23 protein-coding genes are annotated in these 22,346 nt (G+C 59.1%); 12 read left to right on the top strand and 11 right to left on the bottom strand.

Annotated elements, in window-relative coordinates:
- Nucleotides 1-46: 46 nt before the first annotated feature.
- Complete coding sequence (locus K8U03_03165) at nt 47-1,330, bottom strand: DUF1501 domain-containing protein (GenBank protein ID MCE9603882.1); 1,284 nt, start codon at nt 1,328-1,330, stop codon at nt 47-49.
- 192 nt (nt 1,331-1,522) lie between these two features.
- On the opposite strand from K8U03_03165, the gene K8U03_03160 reads away from it, so the two are divergent.
- Entirely contained in the window at nt 1,523-2,611 is a 1,089-nt protein-coding gene (locus K8U03_03160) for a nitronate monooxygenase (GenBank protein MCE9603881.1), read from the top strand.
- A 17-nt stretch (nt 2,612-2,628) separates the two neighbouring features.
- Here the strand turns inward: K8U03_03160 and K8U03_03155 are convergent, their stop codons facing one another.
- Both K8U03_03155 and K8U03_03150 read right to left on the bottom strand, forming a co-directional pair.
- Entirely contained in the window at nt 2,629-3,342 is a 714-nt protein-coding gene (locus K8U03_03155; protein ID MCE9603880.1) for an SDR family oxidoreductase, read from the bottom strand.
- 17 nt (nt 3,343-3,359) lie between these two features.
- Nucleotides 3,360-3,776 (bottom strand): organic hydroperoxide resistance protein, encoded by a 417-nt coding sequence (locus K8U03_03150; protein ID MCE9603879.1) that lies wholly within the window; start codon nt 3,774-3,776, stop codon nt 3,360-3,362.
- A gap of 262 nt (nt 3,777-4,038) precedes the next feature.
- Between K8U03_03150 and K8U03_03145 the strand changes: the two genes are divergently transcribed.
- Nucleotides 4,039-4,416, top strand: coding sequence for a DUF1801 domain-containing protein (locus K8U03_03145; GenBank protein MCE9603878.1), 378 nt, complete (start codon nt 4,039-4,041; stop codon nt 4,414-4,416).
- A 267-nt stretch (nt 4,417-4,683) separates the two neighbouring features.
- On the opposite strand, the gene wecB is transcribed toward K8U03_03145, so the two are convergent.
- Genes wecB through K8U03_03130 form a run of 3 tightly spaced genes read right to left on the bottom strand, consistent with a single transcriptional unit; the run spans nt 4,684 to nt 7,898 of the window.
- Nucleotides 4,684-5,880, bottom strand: coding sequence for a UDP-N-acetylglucosamine 2-epimerase (non-hydrolyzing) (wecB, locus tag K8U03_03140; protein MCE9603877.1), 1,197 nt, complete (start codon nt 5,878-5,880; stop codon nt 4,684-4,686).
- 43 nt (nt 5,881-5,923) lie between these two features.
- Nucleotides 5,924-7,027, bottom strand: coding sequence for a polysaccharide biosynthesis protein (locus K8U03_03135; GenBank protein MCE9603876.1), 1,104 nt, complete (start codon nt 7,025-7,027; stop codon nt 5,924-5,926).
- Entirely contained in the window at nt 7,014-7,898 is an 885-nt protein-coding gene (locus K8U03_03130) for an SDR family oxidoreductase (protein MCE9603875.1), read from the bottom strand. Before K8U03_03130 ends, K8U03_03135 begins: the two co-directional genes overlap by 14 nt.
- A gap of 372 nt (nt 7,899-8,270) precedes the next feature.
- Between K8U03_03130 and K8U03_03125 the strand changes: the two genes are divergently transcribed.
- Nucleotides 8,271-9,560: a glycosyltransferase gene (locus tag K8U03_03125; protein ID MCE9603874.1), complete on the top strand. Its 1,290-nt coding sequence runs from the start codon at nt 8,271-8,273 to the stop codon at nt 9,558-9,560.
- Between the two features lie 32 nt (nt 9,561-9,592).
- Here K8U03_03125 and K8U03_03120 read toward each other — a convergent pair whose 3' ends face one another.
- Nucleotides 9,593-9,841 carry a hypothetical protein gene (locus K8U03_03120; GenBank protein MCE9603873.1) on the bottom strand — a complete coding sequence of 83 codons (249 nt, stop codon included), beginning with the start codon at nt 9,839-9,841 and terminating at the stop codon, nt 9,593-9,595.
- 66 nt (nt 9,842-9,907) lie between these two features.
- Complete coding sequence (locus tag K8U03_03115; protein ID MCE9603872.1) at nt 9,908-10,171, bottom strand: hypothetical protein; 264 nt, start codon at nt 10,169-10,171, stop codon at nt 9,908-9,910.
- A gap of 252 nt (nt 10,172-10,423) precedes the next feature.
- Here K8U03_03115 and K8U03_03110 point away from each other — a divergent pair, with 252 nt between their 5' ends.
- Together K8U03_03110 and K8U03_03105 are read left to right on the top strand one after the other, a co-directional pair.
- Nucleotides 10,424-11,653 (top strand): beta-lactamase family protein, encoded by a 1,230-nt coding sequence (locus K8U03_03110; GenBank protein ID MCE9603871.1) that lies wholly within the window; start codon nt 10,424-10,426, stop codon nt 11,651-11,653.
- Nucleotides 11,654-12,400: 747 nt separating this feature from the next.
- Nucleotides 12,401-13,093, top strand: coding sequence for a hypothetical protein (locus tag K8U03_03105; protein MCE9603870.1), 693 nt, complete (start codon nt 12,401-12,403; stop codon nt 13,091-13,093).
- A gap of 129 nt (nt 13,094-13,222) precedes the next feature.
- Here the strand turns inward: K8U03_03105 and K8U03_03100 are convergent, their stop codons facing one another.
- Nucleotides 13,223-14,032, bottom strand: a complete 810-nt coding sequence (locus K8U03_03100; protein MCE9603869.1) for a hypothetical protein — start codon at nt 14,030-14,032, stop codon at nt 13,223-13,225.
- Nucleotides 14,033-14,105: 73 nt separating this feature from the next.
- Between K8U03_03100 and K8U03_03095 the strand changes: the two genes are divergently transcribed.
- The 3 genes from K8U03_03095 (at nt 14,106) to K8U03_03085 (ending at nt 16,648) form a co-directional block, all read left to right on the top strand.
- Nucleotides 14,106-14,603, top strand: coding sequence for a hypothetical protein (locus tag K8U03_03095; GenBank protein ID MCE9603868.1), 498 nt, complete (start codon nt 14,106-14,108; stop codon nt 14,601-14,603).
- 253 nt (nt 14,604-14,856) lie between these two features.
- Nucleotides 14,857-15,396 (top strand): ankyrin repeat domain-containing protein, encoded by a 540-nt coding sequence (locus K8U03_03090; protein ID MCE9603867.1) that lies wholly within the window; start codon nt 14,857-14,859, stop codon nt 15,394-15,396.
- 484 nt (nt 15,397-15,880) lie between these two features.
- A complete protein-coding gene (locus K8U03_03085) occupies nt 15,881-16,648 on the top strand; it encodes a hypothetical protein (protein ID MCE9603866.1) in 768 nt (255 codons plus the stop codon).
- A 685-nt stretch (nt 16,649-17,333) separates the two neighbouring features.
- On the opposite strand, the gene K8U03_03080 is transcribed toward K8U03_03085, so the two are convergent.
- Both K8U03_03080 and K8U03_03075 read right to left on the bottom strand, forming a co-directional pair.
- Nucleotides 17,334-17,675 (bottom strand): VOC family protein, encoded by a 342-nt coding sequence (locus tag K8U03_03080; protein ID MCE9603865.1) that lies wholly within the window; start codon nt 17,673-17,675, stop codon nt 17,334-17,336.
- Nucleotides 17,676-18,259: 584 nt separating this feature from the next.
- Entirely contained in the window at nt 18,260-20,308 is a 2,049-nt protein-coding gene (locus tag K8U03_03075) for a protein kinase (protein ID MCE9603864.1), read from the bottom strand.
- A 343-nt stretch (nt 20,309-20,651) separates the two neighbouring features.
- Between K8U03_03075 and K8U03_03070 the strand changes: the two genes are divergently transcribed.
- The 4 genes from K8U03_03070 to K8U03_03055 all read left to right on the top strand — a co-directional run bounded on the left by K8U03_03070 (nt 20,652) and on the right by K8U03_03055 (nt 22,221).
- Nucleotides 20,652-21,308 (top strand): hypothetical protein, encoded by a 657-nt coding sequence (locus tag K8U03_03070; GenBank protein MCE9603863.1) that lies wholly within the window; start codon nt 20,652-20,654, stop codon nt 21,306-21,308.
- A gap of 134 nt (nt 21,309-21,442) precedes the next feature.
- Nucleotides 21,443-21,682 carry a hypothetical protein gene (locus K8U03_03065; GenBank protein ID MCE9603862.1) on the top strand — a complete coding sequence of 80 codons (240 nt, stop codon included), beginning with the start codon at nt 21,443-21,445 and terminating at the stop codon, nt 21,680-21,682.
- Complete coding sequence (locus K8U03_03060) at nt 21,672-21,887, top strand: hypothetical protein (GenBank protein ID MCE9603861.1); 216 nt, start codon at nt 21,672-21,674, stop codon at nt 21,885-21,887. The genes K8U03_03065 and K8U03_03060 overlap by 11 nt, the downstream gene beginning before the upstream one ends.
- A 148-nt stretch (nt 21,888-22,035) precedes the next feature.
- Nucleotides 22,036-22,221 (top strand): hypothetical protein, encoded by a 186-nt coding sequence (locus K8U03_03055; GenBank protein ID MCE9603860.1) that lies wholly within the window; start codon nt 22,036-22,038, stop codon nt 22,219-22,221.
- Nucleotides 22,222-22,346 lie beyond the last annotated feature (125 nt).

The following is a 22,346-nucleotide window of genomic DNA, read 5'->3' as shown; positions in this document are numbered from 1 at the left end:
CCTCTCATAATGATCGGGGAGTGCGCGCTGCGACGACGAGGCGTCGTTAACCCAAAAGTTCACGTATGAAAGTTCCGTCGCGTACGATCTGAACCGGTCGGCCCGAGGTGGTCGGAAGCTCGCGATCGGGATCGAGGCCGAGCAGCTTATAAATCGAGTGCGCGAGATCGGCGGGCGTTACCGGGCGATCGGCGGGAAACGCCCCGTCTGCATCGGAAGCCCCGATGACTTGTCCGCCGCGAACCCCTGCGCCGGTGAGCACGACCGAGAACGCACGCGACCAATGATCGCGGCCTCCCATGGTGTTGATCTTCGGCGTCCGCCCGAATTCACCCATCATCACGACCAGCGTATGGTCGAGCAGACCGCGATCGGCAAGATCGCCGACGAGAGCGGCGAGCCCCTGATCGACCGGCGGCAACTTCTCTTTAAGCCGAGGAAAAATGTTGCTGTGATGATCCCATTCGTCGTCGTTGACCGTAACGAAAGGGACGTTTGCTTCGATCAGACGTCGAGCCATCAGCATGCTTTGGCCCACCTGCGTGCGGCCATATCGATCGCGTGTCGCGGCGCTTTCACGGGTCAGATCGAAGGCCGTGCGGGCTTCGGGAGTGACCATCAGCTTGAAGGCCTGTTCGCCGAACCGGTCCACGGATTGCTGCACGTCCGAATTTTTCAGTACACGGAAATCGTTGTTGACGCGCCGCAGCAACTCATGACGTTGGTGAAGCTGTGCGACCGACAAGCCGCCGGGGTTGCCGAGGTCTTGAACCTGGAAATCCGGAGCGCTAGGGTTTCCTCCGACCCGAAACGGATTGTAACTGCTCCCCAGATGCCCCGCGCCGAGGTCGCCGTTCGGAACGGCGATGTGAGCGGGAAGGCCGTTTTCCTGCGATCGGCTGCGGCGTTCGTAACCGACGATCGCACCCATGCTCGGAAAGTTGGTTCCCGGACGGGAGTGATATCCCGTCTGCATGAGCGCAACACCCGGCTCGTGGGCTGCATCGGCATGCGTGACGGAGCGGATCACGGCCAGCTGCTCCATCCTCGGAGCCAATCGAGGGAGCGATTCGGCGACTCGGATGCCTGGTACCGACGTCGCGATCGGGCGAAACATGCCGCGGATTTCGGCTGTGGCGTCGGGCTTGGGGTCGAAGGTGTCGTGATGCGAAGGACCGCCACCCAGCCAGACGAAGATTGCGCTAAGCTTCTTGCCGCCGGCCGGTGCGGCTTGCGTTTGCCGTCGTAAACATTCCGGCAACGATAGGCCGAGAGTTCCGAAGAGCCCGATTTGCAACAGACTACGACGCGGAAGTTGGGTGTGTCTCATCGTGAGCCTCCCTTCGATCGCAGGTCGCTTTAGGGGATAATTCTAAAAAGACTCAGAAGCAGAGCACCTTAGCGCCAAGTGGGAGTTCCGGGAAAATCCCCATATGCAAATGGTAAAGGACCCATAAGTGACAGTCAATGAATTGCATCTTATGACTGTGAAGATCCAAACGGCAGTGAAGATCCAAGTACAATGCGACCGCTGTCGTTGCGCCGCGAGAGAATTTCTGTGAACACGCTCCTCCACACGCTCGGGATCGAGTTGCCGATCATTCAGGCCCCGATGGCGGGCATCTCCACGCCGGAGATGGCTGCGGCGGTGTCGAACGCCGGCGGGCTCGGCTCCATCGGCGTCGGGTCGGTCGACGCGGAAACCACACGGCGGATGATCGTCGCCGTCCGATCGAAGACGGATCGTCCGTTCAACGTCAACGTGTTCTGCCACCAGCCGGCCGTCGCGAACTCCGCCCGCGAGGCGGCGTGGATTGCTCGGCTTGAGCCCGAGTTTGCTCGGTACGGTGTGCAGCCGCCGAGCCGCCTGACCGAGATTTATACCTCGTTTCTAACGGACGATGCGAAGCTCGCCGTTCTGCTCGCGGAGCGCCCGGCGGTCGTCAGCTTCCACTTCGGCTTGCCGGCCCGCGAGCGGATCGAAGCGCTGCGCGCCGCGGGTATCCTGCTCTTAGCGACGGCGACGAATCTTACTGAGGGGAGGGCCACGGTTGCCGTAGGTGTCGATGCCGTCGTCGCTCAAGGGTACGAAGCCGGCGGACATCGCGGAATGTTCGATCCCGATGCGCCCGACGATCGACTTGGAACGTTGGCTCTGACCCAACTCCTCGCGCAGAAGCTCGATGTTCCGGTGATCGCCGCCGGCGGGATCATGAACGGTGGCGGAGTCGTCGCGTCGCTGGCGCTCGGAGCGGCCGCCGCGCAATTGGGAACTGCGTTCATCGCTTGTCCCGAATCTTCTGCCGACGCAGGCTTCCGAGCCGCGCTCTTCAGCCCTGCCGCCGAGCACACCGTCGTGACCTCGGCGATCTCGGGCCGCCCGGCGCGCTGTCTTGCCAACCGTTTCACGGCACTCGGATCGGACATCGAACAAGAAGCGATCCCGAGCTATCCGACCGCTTACGATGCCGGGAAAGCGCTGCACGCAGCAGCGAAGACGGCCGGCGAATTCGGCTACGGCGCGCAATGGGCCGGTCAAGGCGCGCCGCTCGCCCGAGCGCTTCCCGCGGCCGAGTTGATGGCGCGCCTGCGAAGCGAGATGGAGGCATGATGAATCTCCTTCGCTATTTACCAGCGGCCCGCATGCGCGCCGCCGTCGAGGTTGAGTGTCTCACCGGTTACGAACGTGGCCGATTCCAAGTATAAGACCGCCTCGACCACTTCGCGGACTTCGCCCATCCGCCCCATCGGGTGAAGCCCGGCGAGGAAGGGATGAGTCTCGGGTGCGTGCATCGGCGTCTTAATCACACCCGGCGCCACTGCATTGACGCGAATGCCCTTGTCTGCATACTCGATCGCGAGCGCTCGCGTTACGGAGTCGAGGCCGCCTTTAGTCAGGTTCGCCAACGCCGAGGGAACCCCTTTCACCGGCTGATCGACGAGCGTTGTCGTGAGGTTGACGATATGACCGCCCCCTTGCGTCAACATCTGTCTCACGGCCCGCTGTGAGATGTGGAAGAACCCGGCGAGGTTCACCGACAACACGCGAGCGAAGTCGTCTGCGGTGTACTCGGTGAAGGGCTTGGAAATGAAAATCCCCGCGTTGTTGATCAGCGAATCGACTCTGCCGAACTTCTCGATCGCGCTCGCGATTACCCGCTCGGCGACCGCCGGGTCGGCGATGTCGCCCGCAACGGCCAGTACATCGGCCGAGGAATCCGGCTTAATCGATCGCGAGTTGGCGACGACCTGGTAGCCTTGGTCGAGAAACCCACGGACCAAACCCTCCCCGATTCCTTGCGATGCCCCGGTGACGACGACGACTTTATGCGGCGCATTCATGATTATGCTCCTTCTAACTACACAAGATTGATCGTGACATCGATGTTGCCGCGCGTGGCCTTCGAGTAGGGGCAGGTTTCGTGGGCGGCGTCTACGATGGCTTGCGCGACGTCACGTTCCAAGCCCGGTAGGCTGACGTTGAGTCGGGCTTGAAGCGAGTAAGCACCGTCGGCCAAGCAAAGATCCACTTCCGCATCGATGGCCGTATCGGCCGGGAGCGCGATCTTCAGCTTGCGAGCCGCGAGCCCCATCGCCCCTTCGAAACAGGCCGACCAACCGGCCGCGAACAACTGTTCCGGATTCGTGCCGACACCCGAGGTGCCGGGCGTCGACAACTTCACTTCGAGATGCCCATCGGAACTACGCGAACTACCGTCGCGACCGCCGGTGGTGTGTGTCTTCGCCGTATACAAAACTTTACTGGACTGGCTCATGGTAACCTCCTCGGATGTGAAACCTTGGAACCGCATCTAACAGAAAATACCGGCGGCTACGCCCCTTCTTACAGCCGATTTCCGATTTTTCTGCGGGGCGATACACCGATGATAGTGTCGGCTATCGTTGAATGGTCAATCTACCGCCGCGTAGATGAGCTTTAACCGGACTACTCGGATGGTTAATCTTCATAGGGTCTCCGCTGGTCAATTGCGTGGTGAAAGTATGCGGCGGCATGCGTCCGTGATGGAGACCCCAGAGATGGCAAGCAAGAGTCCGACGACGATCGCCGAGTATATCCGAGCTGCCCCGCGCGAAGGCCGGCCGCATTTACGCCGGGTATATGCGATCCTCAAGAGCGTCGCGCCCGAGGCCGAGGAAGCGATCAAGTGGGGAACCCCTTTCTTCGTGGAGCCCAGGTTCTTGTTCGCGTTCTCCGCGCACAAAGCACATCTCGGTTTCACACCGACGGCCGCAGGGTTGGAACCGTTTCGCGAAGAATTGAAGCCGTACAAGACGACCAAGCAGGGGATCCTTCAACTACCCTACGATAAGCCCCTGCCGGAAGATCTGGTGCGCAAGATCGCGGAGTGCCGTCTTCAGGCGGTGAGTGAACGCGCAGACGACTCTTTTTGGTAGTTTGCTTCAGATCGCGACCGGTTCTCGATCACGACGCTGCAGACGTCAGTGGCCTGAGGCCATCAGTGCCGACGAGCAAATTCTGTTGGTTCCCGGCTAACCGGAATTCAATCGCTTAATATCGACCCAAAGTGAGCACTCCAGCTCACTGGATCTCGAAGTTGTTTTTTCTTGTTGCGTTTGAACGTCTTGGATGTTTGACCGACGATACTGTCTACTATCCGGATTGCTCGTCGCAGAAGAAAAACCTGCGCGATCGCCGAGGCTTCATGCGACGGCTATGCGATCCGCTTCAGGAGTCGAGCCGGTGGGCTTGCGCCACACGGTTCGGTTCACGTAGTCGACGTAGCTCAGGATGATTCGCACGACCTTCAGCGAGACGTGATCCACGTCGTAGTCTTCGACGACACGAAACACGCGTCGCTCGTCCGAGCATTGTTCTCCGGCGCATTGTGCCGTCACGAGGTCGACGGCCTGCAACACGCGCTCCCGCTCCAAGCCGCACAGGACCGATGTTCCTTCGTCCATGCCCTCGGGCCGTTCATGGGCTTCGCGCAGCATGACGGCCGGAAAGTTCAGCAGCGACGACTCCTCGGTGATCGTGCCGCTGTCCGATAACACGCATAGTGCGTTTTTCTGCAGCTGAATATAGTCGAAGAATCCGAACGGCCGACAGCAACGTATGAGCGGATGTAGCGGCACGCTTTCCGCTTGCTCTCGAGATTCAAGTCGGCTGCGCGTACGTGGGTGGACGGAAACGATGATCGGGAGCGCGTGACGCTCCGCTAAGCCGTGGAGAGCGTCGAATAGCCGCAGGAGATGCGCGGGCGAATCGACGTTCTCTTCGCGATGCGCGCTGACGACGAAATACTCGCGCGGTCGCAGACCGAGTCGATTCAACACGTCCGACTTTTCGATGTCGGGCCGGTAGTGGCGTAGGACTTCTTTCATCGTCGAGCCGGTTTTGATCACCGTTTCAGGCCTTAATCCCTCGGCCAAGAGATAACGACGGGCATGCTCGGTGAGCGGCATGTTGATATCGCTGATGTGGTCGAGGATCTTGCGGTTGATCTCTTCCGGAACACGCTGATCGAAGCACCGGTTGCCGGCTTCCATGTGAAACACCGGAATCTTGCGACGCTTGGCCGACAGCGCAGCCAGCCCGGTGTTGGTGTCGCCGTAAATCAAGACGGCGTCGGGATTCTCGCTCGCCATGACGGCATCGGAACGAGCGATCACGTTCCCGATCGTTTGCGCCGTCGTTTCGCCGACCGCTTCCAGGAAGTGATCGGGCGTGCGAATCCGAAGCTCGTCGAAGAAAATTCGATTGAGCTCGAAGTCGTAATTTTGGCCGGAGTGAACGAGAATATGATTGGTATGCCGATCCAATTCGGCGATCACACGGCTGAGCTTGATCAGTTCCGGCCGCGTGCCGACGATGGTCATGACCTTCAAGCGTGACATAGCCGCGTGCTTTCTCGTGGAGGCGGATTCGCCCGGTGCAGCCCTATGCCGCCGCGGCCGACTCGAACAACTCGATTCCGTTCACTTGTTGGGTCTGGCCGATGAGCAAATGATGGCGTTCTAAAAGTTGCGTCGTTTGTTCGAGATTCAGAACCGTATCCGCGGAACTGTACTCGCGCGTCAGGCCCATCGTCGGCTCTTCGTCCATGTTCGCGAGTTCGGGCAGCATCGATCGAATGCCGTAGTAATCGCCGCGACGAACGGTTTGATGACACTCCTCTTGAGAGATCATGATCTCATGCAGCTTTTCGCCGGGGCGAATGCCGGTGACGCTGATTTTTATCTTACGCGATCCGATGAGCGCCTTCGCCAAGTCTAAGATCGTGGCTGCGGGGGTCAACGGCACGAACGTCTCGCCCGGTCGTGCTGCGCGAAGCGTTTGAAAAACGCAATCGACGGCATCGTCCAGGCTCATGAGGAAGCGAGTCATGCTCGGCACCGTGATCGTGACGGGTCCCCCCTGCCGAATTTGGTCGTGGAACAGCGGAATCACGGAGCCTCGCGATGCCAATACGTTTCCGTAGCGACAACAGACGAAGCGGGTCTTTTTGTTTTGAACGTTCGCCGAAGTGAAGATGCGCTCGTGGATCGACTTCGTCATTCCCATTACCGAGACCGGCTTGCAAGCCTTATCGGTGCTGATGCCGACGACGGTTTCGATCGGCAAATCGTGCTCGCGAATCGCCCGGACGATATTCATCGGGCCGATGCAGTTCGTCAGGATCGCTTGGTCGGGAAAGTATTCGCAGTTCGGCACTTGCTTCAAAGCCGCCGCATTGACGACGACATCGGCATCGCGAAGCGCCACGGCCACGTCGGCGTAGTTGCGCACATCGCCGAGCCGAAACTCCAAAGTGCGAAGAAAGTTGCGGTAGATCACTTCATCCGTCGTTACGCGGCGCTGCAGGTAGAACAGCCGCATATCGTGCTGCTTTCCTTCGTCGCGCGAAAGGACGATGACTTTCTGCGGAAGGCCCAGTTCGCCCGACAGGAGTCGCCGGACCAAGACCTTGCCCAGCGATCCGGTTCCGCCTGTGACGAGAACTCGCTTACCCGTCAGCAACTTCGAATCGTTAGGCTGCGTCATGTTGCATACTCCGCCCATGAATTTCGTCGGTGAGCTCGTCGAGCATTTCATCCCAGCTGGGTGCTCGATATTCGGTGCGGCGGGCGAAGGCGTCTGCCGACAAGCTTCGGTCGATGCTGAAAGTATCGTCAGGCACTACCGTAATATCGTTACGTCCCAGGCGGTCGGCCAGCCTCGTGAGCAATCCGTACTTATCGATCGGCGCAGCGGCGACATGCCAAATACCGGTGAGAGCGGGATGGCCCGACAGCACTCGCTCGACCACTCGCGCGAACTCCGCTGTGGTGAGTCCGGAAAAAATGGCCTTCGTATAACCGCGAACCTCCCCGCGCTGGGCAAGAAACCATTCGACCAAGCTCTGCTTATGGCTCAACTCCAAGCCGATCAGGGAGCAGCGCAACGTGACGGCGGGGGCTTCGCTTACTTCACCCAAGTGCTTAGTACGGCCGTAATGATCCTCCGCATCAGGCGTATCCGTTTCGGTGTAGTTGCCGCGGCGGCCGCTGAAGACGCAGTCGGTGCTGATCTGCACCAGCCGCGCAGCGAACTCTTCACAAAGCAAGCGAAGCCGATGCGGTAAGATCGCGTTCACTTCGAGACTCGGCAAAATATCTCGCGACTCCGTCCTCTGCTTGATGATGCCGGTCGCGTTGACGACCGCTTCCGGACGATACTCAGCGAAGATGCGGCTTAACCGTTCTAGGTCGCGGGCATCGACTCCGAAAAACGAGTTGCCCGAATGAAACAATCCGAACTCACCATACTTGTCGGGCCTGCCGCGTAAGGTAACGCGAGTCTCATGGCGCGACTGCAAGCGGAGTAGGAGTTGATGGCCGAGCATTCCGCCGCCGCCGAGAACTAAGCAACGCACATTCGCATTCCGATCATTCGCGCATTGGTGATTGATTCAAGACCGCAGTCGATGTGCGGTCGATACTCGTTTTTCCGAGTACGAGTTTTGCTCACGCGGCTTGTAACAGACTGGGCCGAAAGCGACAAGGTGAGCGACCGAGGCCGCGAATCGCCTCCGTCCTGCAGAATGCCGGCGATGCCTGTTTCCGTGCATCTCAGCAGCTATCGCAGTCATGCCGCACGTGCCCCCACAACGGCTATCTCGTTCCGACTTGTTTGATCACGGCGGCTGCGAATTGATCTAGGGAGCGCTCCGGGGCATGTTTTATAACTTTGCCGCAACCGTGCGCCGCGGAGCACGACTTAGTAATTCTTGCCGAGACGACGCCCCGTGAACTCGCTCGTGCATGACGTCGAAGTTTCCATACAGCGCTCTCACGGCGACAATCTCTCGGCAGCCTCGCTGCGTGTGAAGCCCGCTATCGTGAGTTGCGCAGTGCCGCCGGCTACTTCGGGACAAGCGATCGTCCTTTATCGGCTTTTGAATGGTCTCCCGGGCAATGCTTATTGCCTCATCTCGACCGACCGCGACTCCGCCACGGCCGATCTCGATACGGCGGATCGCAGGCTTTCGACGCCGTTGTACCCGCTGCCCGTTCCCGCTAGGTTTCGATCATGCCCGCGATATATTCCGCGGAGGGTCTGGTCCACGATCGAGTTCATCTCCGCCGTGATCGGGCGTTCGACTTGCATTTGTGCCGTCGCTCGGGCCGAGCACTGCGACTCTGTGATCGGCTGCACCGGCGATATCCTTGATCTTCCGGCGGCATTCCTGGCGGCGTGCCGATTGCGACTTCCGTTCTATGCGTACACTTTTGATTTATATTCATTTCAAGAAGACGTCGTCTATTCCACGCCTCATAGGGTTCTCACGTACTTAGAACATTTCATCCTGACGTGGTCCAACGGAGTCATCGTTCCCAATGAGTTTTTGCGCGACGAATACAGAAGCCGGTATCGCGTCGATCCCGTGATCGTGCGCAATCCAATCGATGCACCCACGCCGACATCGACCTCGACGAACGCCGCCTGTGAAAGGCGTTCTACGACTGAGCGGCGCGACGTATCGCGCGAAGTTCGCATAGTTTATACCGGCTCCGTTTATCAAGCGCAGTTCGATGCCTTTCGCAATCTGATCGTGGCGCTCGAGACGTTGGATCGACCGAACGTCCGTTTGCACATCTACACGAGTCAATCACCGGCGGCCCTCGCCGTGGGAGGGCTGACGCGTTCGTTCACGCAGCACGAACCCGTATCGCTCGCCGTTTCGAGAGCGATTCAACGCGAGGCCGACATTCTCTTCTTGCCGTTGGCATTCGACTCGCCGTATCCGGAGATCATCAAAACCTCGGCTCCGGGCAAGCTGGGCGAATACCTGGATAGCGGTCGCCCGATTCTCGCGCACGCTCCGGCCGACTCGTTCTTGGCTTGGTACTTTAAGAAGCATGAATGCGGCCTGATCGTCGATCGTCCCGATCCCGAGCTTCTACGGCAGGCCCTCAAGCGGTTGACGGACGATGCTCAACTTTGCAATCGCCTCATTACGAACGCTCGGGCATGCGCCGCCGACTTTCAGGTCGAGCGTGCGCGTTCTGCTTTCTTCGCAGTCATCGGCGCCTGATGAGGAACTGCGCTGCGAATTCAATCATTCGCTCATAGCGGTGGATCGCCGAGTTGCCACAAGGTCTTGGTTTCCTCTTGCGCTTCCGTGTCGAACATCGCATCGACGTCGTACGGCAGCGAAAACTCGATGCCGTGGCGATTTGTCCACACGAGGGCTCCGCCGAACAACCCAGCGATCGAGAGCAGACTACCGAACGAATTGCGGAAGTTCTTGTTCCACCGCAACGTCGTCCCCTCATGATAACGAAGCTGAGTTCCTTTTCCCTCGGGATACGCCACCGCCGCGCCGATGTCTAATGGGCGCGAATACTGATTCTGAAAACAGACGGGGAGATACGCGATGCCTCATTCGACAGTCCAACCGCAAACGAACGCCAAGCCGTTGCGGTTGAGATAGTCGCCCGCTTCCTCGCGGAGATAATCGGGTGCTTTATCTTTACGAAAATGGACGTAGAGGAAAACGACCAATGATGCGACGGCGGCCGCTGCGCCGCCAAAGCGACAAAGCCAAACCAGATCGGTCGGCCGTTCTTCGGTCCAGGCGATCCCGCTGGTGATCGCACCGGCCATCAGCATGGCGACACAGATCGCCTTAATCGACTCGGACATCAATCGCTCGCTATGTATTATCGAACGTTCGGGAGCAGTCGCCCACACATGCCGAGCGGGATCGACCAGCAGTATACCGCCATCGAAGCGAAGGAACCTGCTGGACTTGGGAGCTCCCGGTACACACAATGGCCGCGACGGTCGGGATGAACGAGAGCGCCGTTGCGAATGACCGTTCGGTCGTTAATAGGAACCGCGACATCGATGTTGAACGGCCCTGTGGCAAACCGCCTCGCCCACGAAAGGGACGGCATGAGTTTAGAGATTCACTTTTCTCGTCGCAGCCTGCTGCGCACCGCGGCAATCGCCGGCGGGTCGGCCTTGGCGCTTGGTCCGGTTCCTCGAGTGAGCGCCGCGACCGCGTTACCTCAAGTCGCTCCGGAAGAGATTCAGATCGACCCGCGACGTCTTCAAGTAGCCTACGACCAGATGACGAAGTGGACGACCGGTCCGAAGGCCCCGGTTCCGGGAGGGGCCATCTTGGTCGGCCGCGCCGGGAAAATCGTGGCGCCTCGGCACTTCGGGCGGCAGGGTCCCGAGCCCGATGCCGAACCGCTTCGCGAAGACGCGATGTTTTACATGGCGTCGGTCACTAAGCCGGTGATCTTCATGGCGGGCATGCTGCTCGTCGAGCGCGGACAACTCAACCTGAACGATCCGGTAATGCGCTACGTTCCCGAGTTCACCGGCCAGGGTCGAGAGAAGGCGCTGGTTCTTAACTTGTTCACGCACACCTCGGGTCTGCCTGACGAATTGCCGCATAACTCCGATTTGCGTCGGCAACAGGTGCCGTTGGCGAGGTTCGTCGAGGAGATTCTTAAGACGGAATTGCTATTCACCCCTGGCACTCAGTTCAGCTATTCCAGTTCCGGCACGATCCTTCTGGCCGAAATCGTGCAGCGACTATCGGGGCGTTCGATCCGCGATTTCGTACGCGATGAGATCATCACGCCGCTAGGACTAAAATCGACCGGCCTGGGAGCCCAAGGTTTCGCTCGTGAGCGACTCGTACGCACGACCGTCCCCGACTATCAGATCGGCAATCCCGGCAACTGGAATACCGAGTATTGGCAGAAGTTCGGTTCACCGGCCGGTGGCCTCTTCAGCACGCCGCAGGACTATGCGGTGATCTGCGCCATGCTGCTCGACGGCGGCAAGTGGGGAGATGTACGACTGTTGTCGCCGGCAACGGTTCGCAACATGACCACCAACCGGTTGAACGACCTACCCGACTTGCCGGAATCGGTCCGCCGTACGCAGCCGTGGGGGCTCGGCTGGCGCTTGAACCATCCTGGCACATCGGAAAGTTGGGGCGATCTCCTGAGCCGGCGCGTGTTCGGTCATACCGGATCGGCAGGGAACGTCGTTTGGATGGACCCGGAAACGAAAGGGTTTTGTATCGTGTTCACGAATTACCTCCGTGCGAGGGCGCCCTGGCGGCTCGTGCATTTGTCGAATGCCGTTGCGGCCGCGTTTGCGTAGTGTCGACGATGGAGCGAAGGCCGTGTGCCGGCAGGCGACGAGGCGCGGGATCGATCGACGATCGAACGACGCAGCACGGGCAGCACGATGCGACGGGTAGGCCGCCGGGGTGGCCCCCAAATGAAACGCGCGTGGCCGGTGTTGTAGCTACCCTTCCGACTTTTTATCCGCTAAGAAAAGGTAAGCGCCGGATTTGCAACGCTCGACCTTCACGCCGCGGATGGCGCCGGAGACAAAGGCGGGAATTGCCTCGATGCCCATGAAGATCGAAGATGTCGTGGAAATGCTGCCGCTACCGGTCGCTAAGAAGCGTGGCCCTTACAAGAAGCGGGTGAGCTAGCCGCGCGGTACGATGGCGGACATGGAACGCGAAAAAAAGACGAGCCCCAATGCGCGATTAGTGACAACGGCCGTCGCCTATCCAGTCATCTGGTTTGCGTTGCTCTATATCTCCTCCCCGCCGGCGCCTTGGTGGTTGCTTGAACCTGTACCTACGTTGTTTTTCGTTTTCGTAGTGCCGACTTGCTGCGCCCTCGGACTCGCTAACGCTAGAATACGCGGACTCGGAGTTTCTTGGTTTGTCATTGCGGCCTTTTCGGTCTGGATGGGACTCGTCGGCGGTTTCTATTGGTATTTGCTGGACGAGGCTAGTGGGTCAGTTTGACTTGATGCGGACGCTACCAATTCAAACTAACCCACTACCTCCCACTGGTAAGCGGTCTCCGGAGGCTTGCTACAATGCCGAGCATGAGCCGTTCTCTCTCCCGACTACTGAACCGGATGAAACGCGACCGGGCTGCGGCGCCGCCGTTCGATCGCCGGCGGCAGACGGGCATTTGTTTCTTCTATGGGCTCGGCGATGCCGACAGGCTCCGCGATCGGCTACGCAACGTGCTGGTGGGGATTGAGCGTTCTCGGCTGGCCGTCGACGATCCGGCATCGGTCGCTCGGCCGCTGTTCAAACGCGCCGGCTGGCGACGGATCATGCGCACGCTGGAGCCGGGCGACGTCGAGTTCCTGATCGATGCGATCGCACTCGGTCCGACATGGCGTCTGCGCGATCGAACCTTCGAGCAGGTGGCGAAGCTGAAAGCCCGGGTCGTCGTCGTCTTGTCCGATCATTCGACGATCGATCTTTCGACCGGGTCCGATAACGCAGAGCTCGAACGCATTCGGCAAGAAGCGCTCGACGACTACCATCGGCAGCGGATCCGCGACGGCTTAGCCGTAGCTCGAGCAGCCGGGAAGCGCGTCGGCCGTCCGCCGTTCGGCTGGCCGTGCGCGATGAGCAAGTTGTTCCGCCCGCTCCGGACCTGGAGACGATCCGGGAGATCTGCCGTCGGGTCGAACACGGCGAGACGCTCCGAGCGATTCACGCAGACTTGCTTTACCGCGGGATCCATCGTGCCGACGGCGAGCGCTGGACGCTGCCGGCGGTGAGTGCGGCATTTCGATACGGCATCGATCTCGTCTGGGCCTCGCGTCGGCGACGGCCGGGGGACTTCGTGAAGGGCCGCGTCGCGTGTCGGGCTTGATCCCGATGGACTGGAATGAAACGATTCGGACCAATCAGTTCCAATTGTGAGATTGCGGATCGGGCATGAACGAGACCCGAAGTCCGATGCCGGCGACGAACTTGGTTTGCACGATCACGTCGTGAGCGACGATGCCGTAAAGCTGCAGCAGCGCGGTTCCCTCTTTTTCGGCCGCTTGCGTTTCTTGAATGGCGCGACTTAGCAATTCCATGCTCGTCTTACCTGGCAGCTTAGTGAGTATTTCACACGTCGCGCTGATCAAGCTCACGGACCCCGGCACCTTTCCTTCAGCCGGGTTGTCGATTTCAGTAACGATAAAAAGACGGCGTGTCTTACCGAAATAGTCGAAGAAAGTGACGATTGCCCCGCTCTCGTCGTGGGAGTACATGAACCGTCCGCCTCCTGCCGGCGCGATCGGATTGAACTTCAGATCGAAGCCACGCGCCCGCAATGCCTCGACGATTTCAAGACGACTCATCGGCATGGCGAGCGCATCATCGCGAATGACGGTTTCCGTAGACTGCGGTACGATCGATGCGCTGCCGCCGACGGGAACTTCGACTTTTGCAACCTCGGGCTTGGAGCAACCGACGAAAAGAAGTATGGCGAGGACGAGCGAGCGGAACATGGAGGCACCGGTATTGAGCAAGGAGTATCGAAGCTGCGACAGTATCGGGGCTGGTGCGATGGAAGCAAAGGTCCCGCACTCTTGACCGCTCATCGCCATCGCGCACGGTCGATAGCGTACGCTGCCGATTCCGCAACATACATTAGAGGAGCGAAATAGTAACCGCGTTTTACAACGCATCCCGCCGTACCATAGACTCCTGGCGTGAAGAGACAATGATTTTGACTTTGCCGCCAATAATCGCTACGAAATCGATCGGGTGATCATGAACCGTGGGAAGAGTAACCCAATGCTTCGTCGAGTTTCCTTCCTGCCGATATCTGCCTTAGCTTCCGCCGCGTTTTTCGTGATCGCGGTCATCAGTTGGTTTCGTACTGCGCCACCCGCCGACGCTCTTGGTTGGGCGGTCGTTCGAGAATCGACGCCAAACGTCATCGTCACCGATTCCTACGACGCCCAACTATTTCGCGGGTCGTTGTGGATCGGTTCGATTCGATTCTCGGTTCTCTCCCCGAGAGGCTTCCTCGGCGATCGGGACGAACGCGATGCATCTACGATCCATCCTGATGCATTCACCGTACGCGACGGCATGGTGCCGCAACCCAACGTCGTTCTCGGCTTCAGCCGCGTCTCGGGTGCGATGGCCGACGGCCCTCTTCTGCTTCTCATCGATGGCGTACTCATACCTTGCTGGTTCTTGGCACTCGCATCAGGTGTACTACCTGCCATCTGGATCGCCCGCCGCATCGGAAAGCCTCGCTGCTTCATCCTCGCAATCAGCTTGTGAGAGAACGCCTTGCAACTCAGCGCGTCGGCTGCGAATTGCGGCAACGCCTCTTTCGTAAGATCGTTGGAATTCATGTCGCGGGCCCCCGGTTCGTGGATTCCGGTAACCTACCGCGCTCCGATCGGCCGGCAGCGCACAAGATGTTGCGGAGTGTCGAGCCGCCGGCGCAAAATGGACTTGGCCTAATTTGCCGACTTGCAAAGGCGATTCGGTACAAGTGGAATGCCGCCGACTGCTATCCCGAGAATGACGCATGCAACGGCGATGGTTTTTTATCGCACCCGTCGTAGTCATCGGAATCGCGATCCGGTTCGCGTGGCCCGATCCGAACACTTTGACTCACGCCGCCGCGCGAGGCGATGTCGACACGGTGCGATTATGCCTCTGGTTGGGCGTCGATCCGAATACACCGAAAAAATGGGGCTGGCACCACGCCGACGGACAGACGCCGCTGACGGCCGCCGCAGAGCAAGGGCGCGTCGAAGTCGTGCGGATCTTGCTTCGCAGCGGTGCCGACCTGAATCTCCGCGATGCCGGTCCGGAATATCCCCATGTGACGCCCGTTGCGACTACGGCGATGCACGGTCAACTGGAAGTCTGCCGCATCCTTCTGGAGGCCGGTGCCGATCCGAATGTGCCGACGTATCCAAAGCAACCTGGCGCGCCGGGGGAATGGACGGCCTTGGATTGGGCGCTACAGGCGAATCACCTTGCCCTAGCCGATTTGCTTCGCCAACATGGCGGGCGTGAAAGTGGTCGTCGAATCGCCGATGCCCGTGCCGTCGGCACCTAACGTCGGATTAATAGTAGCGGTGGGCCCATGTCCGATTTCGTAATGACGTATTCCTGCTTCTTTTTCGTCAACGAGTTCGGATCGCCGGCAATCGTACAAGCCGAGCCCGATTAATCTGGAACTTTCGCTTGCCGAGGTGCGTCTTAGCCCTGCGTCGACATGGGCTGAAGCCGGATACAAGAGGTCTCTGATGCACAAGCGTTTCATTGCAGCGATGACCATCTTCTGTCTTCTAGCTGCGACCGTGAGTCGGTTATCAGCGGCCCCTCCTCAACCAGGTCTCAAGCCGTTGCTGAGCGAGGTGCGGAAACTCGTCGAGAAACATTACCCAGAGGCGACGGTCACCCTCCAAGGCGACACGATTCACTTCGAGTTTCAGACGCGAAAGTTCCTGATTCACGATCCTGGCCGCGGTGGAACGGGATGGCAGGACGCTCGCGAAGAGAGCGGACCGCAGCCAGGTGGGATTAGCTGCGACATCGAATTGCGTTCAGGTGCTTACCTCGGTGCGGCGGCGGTTCCGCAAGAGTTCGACCTGCGATACTTCAAGCTCTATCTCTCGGCCCCGTACTCGAAGAAATTGGATTGCCATCTCTACATCCATCTGAGATATCCCGAACGGACGTCGAAGGAATTTCTCGAAGAGTTTCGCACGCTGACGGGTAAATTCGAAGGTCTGCTTGATGCCGAGCCTCTACCTCCGCTCCCGACGGCGCGGCTGAACGTCATACGATACTGGAGCCCTGACCGCGGCAACGTCCGTTCCTACCAAGAACAGGACGGGAAGCAGGTCCTTCACGGCGTTCAGGTGAGCTTCGGTGAAAACAATCGGCTTCGCGAAATGTCGGTCTACAACGCAGGCGTGTTGGAACATCGGACTCAGTTTTACGCGGATGGTTTTACGTTCCGAGCACAACGCCGCGAGCATAACGGCGACGGCCGAGATGTGATCTACGCCCCGATTCGAAAGCCGATCGCAGAAATCGGATCCGAAAGCGAAGGAGTGGGATTCGCGCCGCTCAAATCGCAAGCAGTTGTTTACGAAGGCTTGGTCAAAGGTGATCGTCCCTGGTCGGGAAGCTTTCTCGTGCGAGGCATCGCCGGCTTCCGAGCGGTGCTGAATCTGGAAGAGTATCGGGAAGGCCTGCTCTTCTCGACGAAGCCGTTTCCGGTCGAAAAATTTTCTCTGCCCACAGTTGATCCGGACGCCGGAAAGTGGCTGTGGGAGTATCCCGATTGGCCGAATCGCTAACCGGCGACTTGACCGATCGCCTTGGCTCGCGGGAGGCCGGTAGAGTGTGCAGCGTGAACCCGCTGCCGCGGAACCGATAGCGAAACTGCGGAACGTGCTCGTAGAACTGCCGTGAGCGCGGGCCGGCTGCATCGGGTGGTTAGGCTACCCGGTCAGACTATTTTCCAGTCGGTGACTGTTTAGTGGGTGACGGCGACACGTCGTCCGCAACTTTATGCAGTAACCGGCCGGAAGGTGATCTCGGTGGACGATGATCCGGTAGGTCGTGGTCTGCCAAGAGGCAAATCTCTCCGTCGTCAACAACCAGCCGCCATGTCGTCGAGTAGACCTTTTGTCCCTCCGGGGGCACGAGCACTATCGAATTGCTTCGATAAAGCACCTTCCCGCGAATGGGATACTTCGGCTCGTCGTCGGAAATGACGTCGGAATAAAACCAATACTCGAACGTGTCGCCTTTCAAAGCGAGCGTAACGCCCAAGTAGCCGGTGTCCAACTCCCATGAGCCGTTAACGCTAGGCGGCTTTGAAGTGGGATCGGCTGCAAAAAGCAGCATTGCAGAGAGAAGAAAGGCTGGCATTGTCTCACCGCCTAACGTGTTGCTCACCTGCGCCGCGGCAGGTGCGTCAATGATTTGAAACGAGTACACGCCGCCGCGTCAAGTGGAGCGACTAGTTCGGCTCTTTCTTCATTTCAGGAATGCCGTGCTAGATATCTGAATGGGATTTTTTGCCGGGTCGCGGGCATTCGCGAACTCGTAGCCTTTTCCCTTGTAGGTCATACCGAACTTCAAACCCTTCTTCTCCGATTCCTTCTTGAAGGCTTCGATATCCACGATATCGAACACAAGCTTGATGCAGGATTGGCCGAGACGGTGTCCTTTTGATGCTTGGTGGATCAGCAAGGAAAAGGTTCCGCCCGATGACGAGACCTCGATCAAATCGTCATGCACCTGCGGCTTCTGGATGAAGGCAAAATGCTCGACGTAGAAATCAGCGATCTTCCGTGGGTCTCGAACGTAAAGCAGGATGCTCTAGACCGAAGGTGCGGCTTTCATTTTCTTTGCCGAACGAAAAGATCAGCCGCCCGCTCACGCCGAGCGGGATCGATTAGCAGTATAACGCGGCCGAAGCGAACGACGCTAATATCGAACTGTTGCGGATCGGCTGGATCACGTTGTTAGGCGACTAAAACCAGTTGAGCCACGGAATTCGGGAGACCGACCAAAACCAGATCCCCATGAACGCAAGAGACGCTCCGGACAGCAACGAAAGCGACCGATTCGAAAACGAAGTCGAGCTAGGAAACGAAATCAACAGGAATGCTAGAAACACAACAGCTGCGACCACGATCCCAACGGTTGCGAACGTTTGAAACCACGCTTTTGATTCGCCCGACGTGTTCGTCGACAGCTCCCAGTTGACTGCTGAGAAAGCTGCGGCTTGAATCGCAAGCCCCAGCAAGGCGAGGTTTACAACGGCGACGGCGCTTCGACGAATCGTTGCCGAGCGATATCCCACGACGACGAAAACGACGAGGAAAAGCAAATTGAGCATCGTCGAAGTTGTCGCCGAACAGGTATTAGACCGCCGAAGTGCGATCGAGTGTATGAAATTACGAGCCCTGCGTGGCGGTCGGTGGGGCCGACGCCGTCGGTTCGGGGACTGCCGGAGTCGCTGATTTGCTTCCCGGCAGCGCGGTGGCTCGTACCCACCTTGCGCCGTAGATCGTCGCATGGTTGCCGTTCGCGGAGGCATCGCGCGCCGTCATCCCCCGATTCTCATCGAAGTGATAGAGAGCCAGCGTGTCCGCGTCGGGCGTGAACCGCTTCTCGGGCTCGAAGTGCTTCCGATAGCGAGCCGTTTTCGAGATGCGGACTTCGTTGATGATGCCGCGGAACCGCATCTGAGTTCCCAAAAAGTGCGGCGGTTCCTTGACCGCGTTGTCGGGGTTCGCCCCGATCAAGAGCGGCATACCCGTCGCGAAAATCGTCGACGAGCGAACCTCCGGCTGGGGGATGCCGTCGACGAACAGCTGCGCTTTCGCGCCGTCCCATACGCCCGCCAAATGCACGGACCGCATCGCCAGGGGAGGCTTGATCGAAGTCGAAACAGCGCCCCCATAGTGGATTGCGAATTGCCAACCGGAATCGTTGACGTGCAACGAAATGCCGCGGTCTCCCTCGCCGTCGCCGATGATCGAGCCGGAGGTGATCTCCGGTGTCACATACGCTTCGACGGTGATCGGATGCTTGCCATCGAAGAAAATCGGCGTCGTCGCATAGCCCGATCCGGCGAACTCGAGGGCGTAATCGATGAGCGGCGGCGGCGGGGGAGTCGCGGTCTTTGCGATCGGCACGGAAATGACGACTTCCGGCTCCGGCGGTTTTCGCGAAGAAAGCACAAGCCCGGCGATCAGGCCCGCACAGACCAAAGTCCAGCCGCCGATGATCACCGCCGTCTTCTTATTCCACCGCAGTGCCCCGAGCCCGGCTGCTGAAGCCATGCCGTCGTGCGCCGGTATCTTTACCGTGTTGGCGGTCTTCCGTACCGTCGGGGCGATCTGAATGCTCGGCCCGACCGTGAAGCCGCTGGGCTCCGAATTCACAGGCCTCACAGTAGGCGCGGCGTCGGAAGACGTCGTCGAACTCGTTCCCAATCGTTCCAAATCGGCGATCAATGCACTCATCGACTGATAGCGCTCAGCGATCCGCTTGGCTAGCATCTGTTGAAAGATCGCTTCGAGTTCCGGAGATGCTTCGCTGCACGCTTTGCGGAGTTCCGGAATCGCATGGGCCTGATGCGCCACGAGTTTCGCCGTGATCGTTTCTCCTTCGTACGCCGGGCGGCCGACCAGCAAGTAGTAAAGCGTGCAGCCCAGACTGTAAATATCGGCCCGCGCGTCGGCGTTCTTGGTGCTCAGCGCCTGTTCCGGGGCCATGTAGTCGACGGTTCCCATCACGGCGCCGGTGCCGGTCAACTCCGCTTGCGCTTCGACTCCCGCCGCCGACTCGATGCGGGCCAAGCCCATATCGAGAATCTTGACGGTCCCCTTTTTGTCTAATAACAAATTGCCGGGCTTGATGTCGCGATGCACGACTCCTTCGCCGTGTGCGAATTCCAAGCCCCGTGCCGCCTGCAGCAGATAGTTCGTTGCCTTCGCGACCGGGAACGGCCCGTTCTGCTTGACCAGTTGCGAGAGGTCTTGCCCCTCGACGTACTGCATCACCATGAAGTGGACGCCGTTGACCTGATCGGCGTCGTAGGTAGTGACGATATTCGGGTGTTCGAGCTTAGCCGCCGCGCGCACTTCGCGCTCGAATCTCGCCACGGCCGCCGGGTCTTTCGTCATGGTGGGCGGCAGCATCTTGATCGCCACGACGCGATCCATCCGCCGATGCTGGGCCTTGAAGACTTGCCCCATGCCGCCCGCGCCGATCTTGTCCAAGATCGTGTAGCCCCCGAGGATCAGTGATTTGGCGCGACCGCCCGTCACCTGGGCCGCCTGAAACTTCGTCAGATGATGTTGCTTGACGAGTTCGGCAACGAGCTCTTCCACGCTCGTCGGATGCGCCTTCGGCGGTACGAAGTTTTCTAATTTGCCGGGCGCAACGATGCCGCTGTCTTCCAGTTGCTTAACGATCGTTGCCAGCGCCACCGCCATCAATCGTTCCCCACGGGTTAACTATGGGATGCGATTATAGCCTCCCCTAACGTCGGGTGGAAATTAGGGAGATACGGCTGCGGAATTTGTAACGAAATCGGAGCTCGTTGCGTTGCGAATGGAAGCGTTGTCAGGGAGGGGTGGGGTGAATCATCTTTAAGCCGACTCACCACGGAACGACGCTGATTTCCCCGTCTGAATCAAAAAAGTCGGCGCTTTTGGTTGAATTTGCGCGTTCAGATTCGGGTAGGCGACTGATCCTCGCCGAACGACTGATCGGAGCTTCGGTTCTCAATCGCCGCGGCTCCGATCGGTCGGCTCGTCACTTACGATTGAGGCTCTGATGGCGAAGAAAACCCGCACTGCCGCTCGTACGAAACCGGTTGCCGACGAACCTGCGACACGTTCCGTAAATGGCGTGCATCGCGATGCGACGACGCAGCCTCACAAGAAGGTCACTTCGCCGCCGGCTGGTCTACTGCCTGGCCTCTTCAACAACGTCGTCGAGCCTGATGGTCGGATTGCTGGCTTCGCGTTCAAATTGACGACGGTGCTTCGTGAAAGGGAAGGCTTGCTCGCGGGAATCGCCTCACGAAACGACGGTGTTGCTTCGGAAGAATACCTGGAATTCGAACAGACCAGCCTTTCGACGGCTGGACTCCACAGTATCGATGAATTGATGCGTAAGATCGTCGATGACGCAGGGGGAGTGGCCGCGTTCGCAAAGAAGTATCGGGACATCGGGGCTGATCAGACGATTCAGAAAGCGCTGCAAGCCAATTTCGCGATGCGGACAGCGGACAGATCATCGGACACAAAAAAAGCATCAACAAAAAAATTGCCTCGCAATGACATGACCAGAAAGCTGATCTTAGAACTCGCCAAACCGAAAAATCAGAAACGTGAAATTGCTGATGTTGCGCAAGACATATTGCCCGATGCCACGCCGAAGGAGCCGGCGGCCGCGATGAAGGCAGAGCAGCGGTATCGAAATTATTGAGAGGCACCTTACGGACACTTACCGGACACTTTGAAAAAAGCAGATTTGTTCTAACGGCGACGGTCTTGATAGGGTTCCTGCGTTACGCAACGGCACGGTAAGCCGATGCGGTCCAAACGCCGAAGGGAACCGCCATGCAAGCGACCGAGAAGAGCAGCCGCGATACGGGCGAAATCCGATCCGACGTCGCCTATCTAATCGACACGTTTCTTAAGCGTGCCGGCCTAACAAAATCATCCCTGCGCGAAGCCCGCCGCAAAGGCTTTCGCAGCTATCGCATCGGCAATCGCACGTTCGTGCACGGTGCCGACTTCCTCGCGTTCATTACGCAAGCCGGAACCGTCGTCGGGAGCGAGGTGCCGCGTGCGGGTTAGCCCCTCGGCCGTCATACCCAAGCCAGAGGCGGTCGAAACCGCCGGCGCCGTTCAATTCGAGCCCGTTCGCGATCTCCTTAAACCTTACGGGCAAGCGCCGGCCCCGGCGGTCTTGAGCCGCTGGGTACACAAGGGCGTCGGCGGCGCGAAACGGCTGGGCAATCGCTTGCTGAGCGCGCGTCAATGGGTGCGCGACTTCGTCTAAGCACAGAACCCTGGGGTCGACCTGAGCATGATTGTGCCGCCGAAGCCGGCCACACCATAGCAGATGCAATTACGACTCGCGCGGGCTCGAGCCGAGCTCGCGGCCGACTGAGCGTTATTCTCCTTCCCTGATTCAGCGAAAGACACCTATGACAACTGAACAAGACACACGCGCCGAGATCATTGAGACCCTCGCGCATTACGGGGACGTCCCCTTCGACGATCAAATGGCAGCATTCGGCACCGACGTGTGGAACGTCCCTCGCTATGTCGAGGAGAGGCGCGAACAGATCGTGCAATACGCCGGTAGAAGCGACTTGAATATTTGGTGTTGAGCACAGCGAAGTATTAGGCCCGGTGGTCGATATCAGCCGACCACCGGGCGAATTCAAGGGCAATATGATGTTACACAAGGGTAATCGCACGGTCCACTCGACGGGCGAGATTCGCAGGCCGTCGA

The organism is Planctomycetia bacterium, from assembly GCA_021413845.1.
Classification (GTDB): Bacteria; Planctomycetota; Planctomycetia; order Pirellulales; family PNKZ01; genus PNKZ01.
The sequence above is the reverse complement of the archived record's forward strand: the minus strand, read 5'-3'. Positions and strand labels throughout refer to the sequence as shown.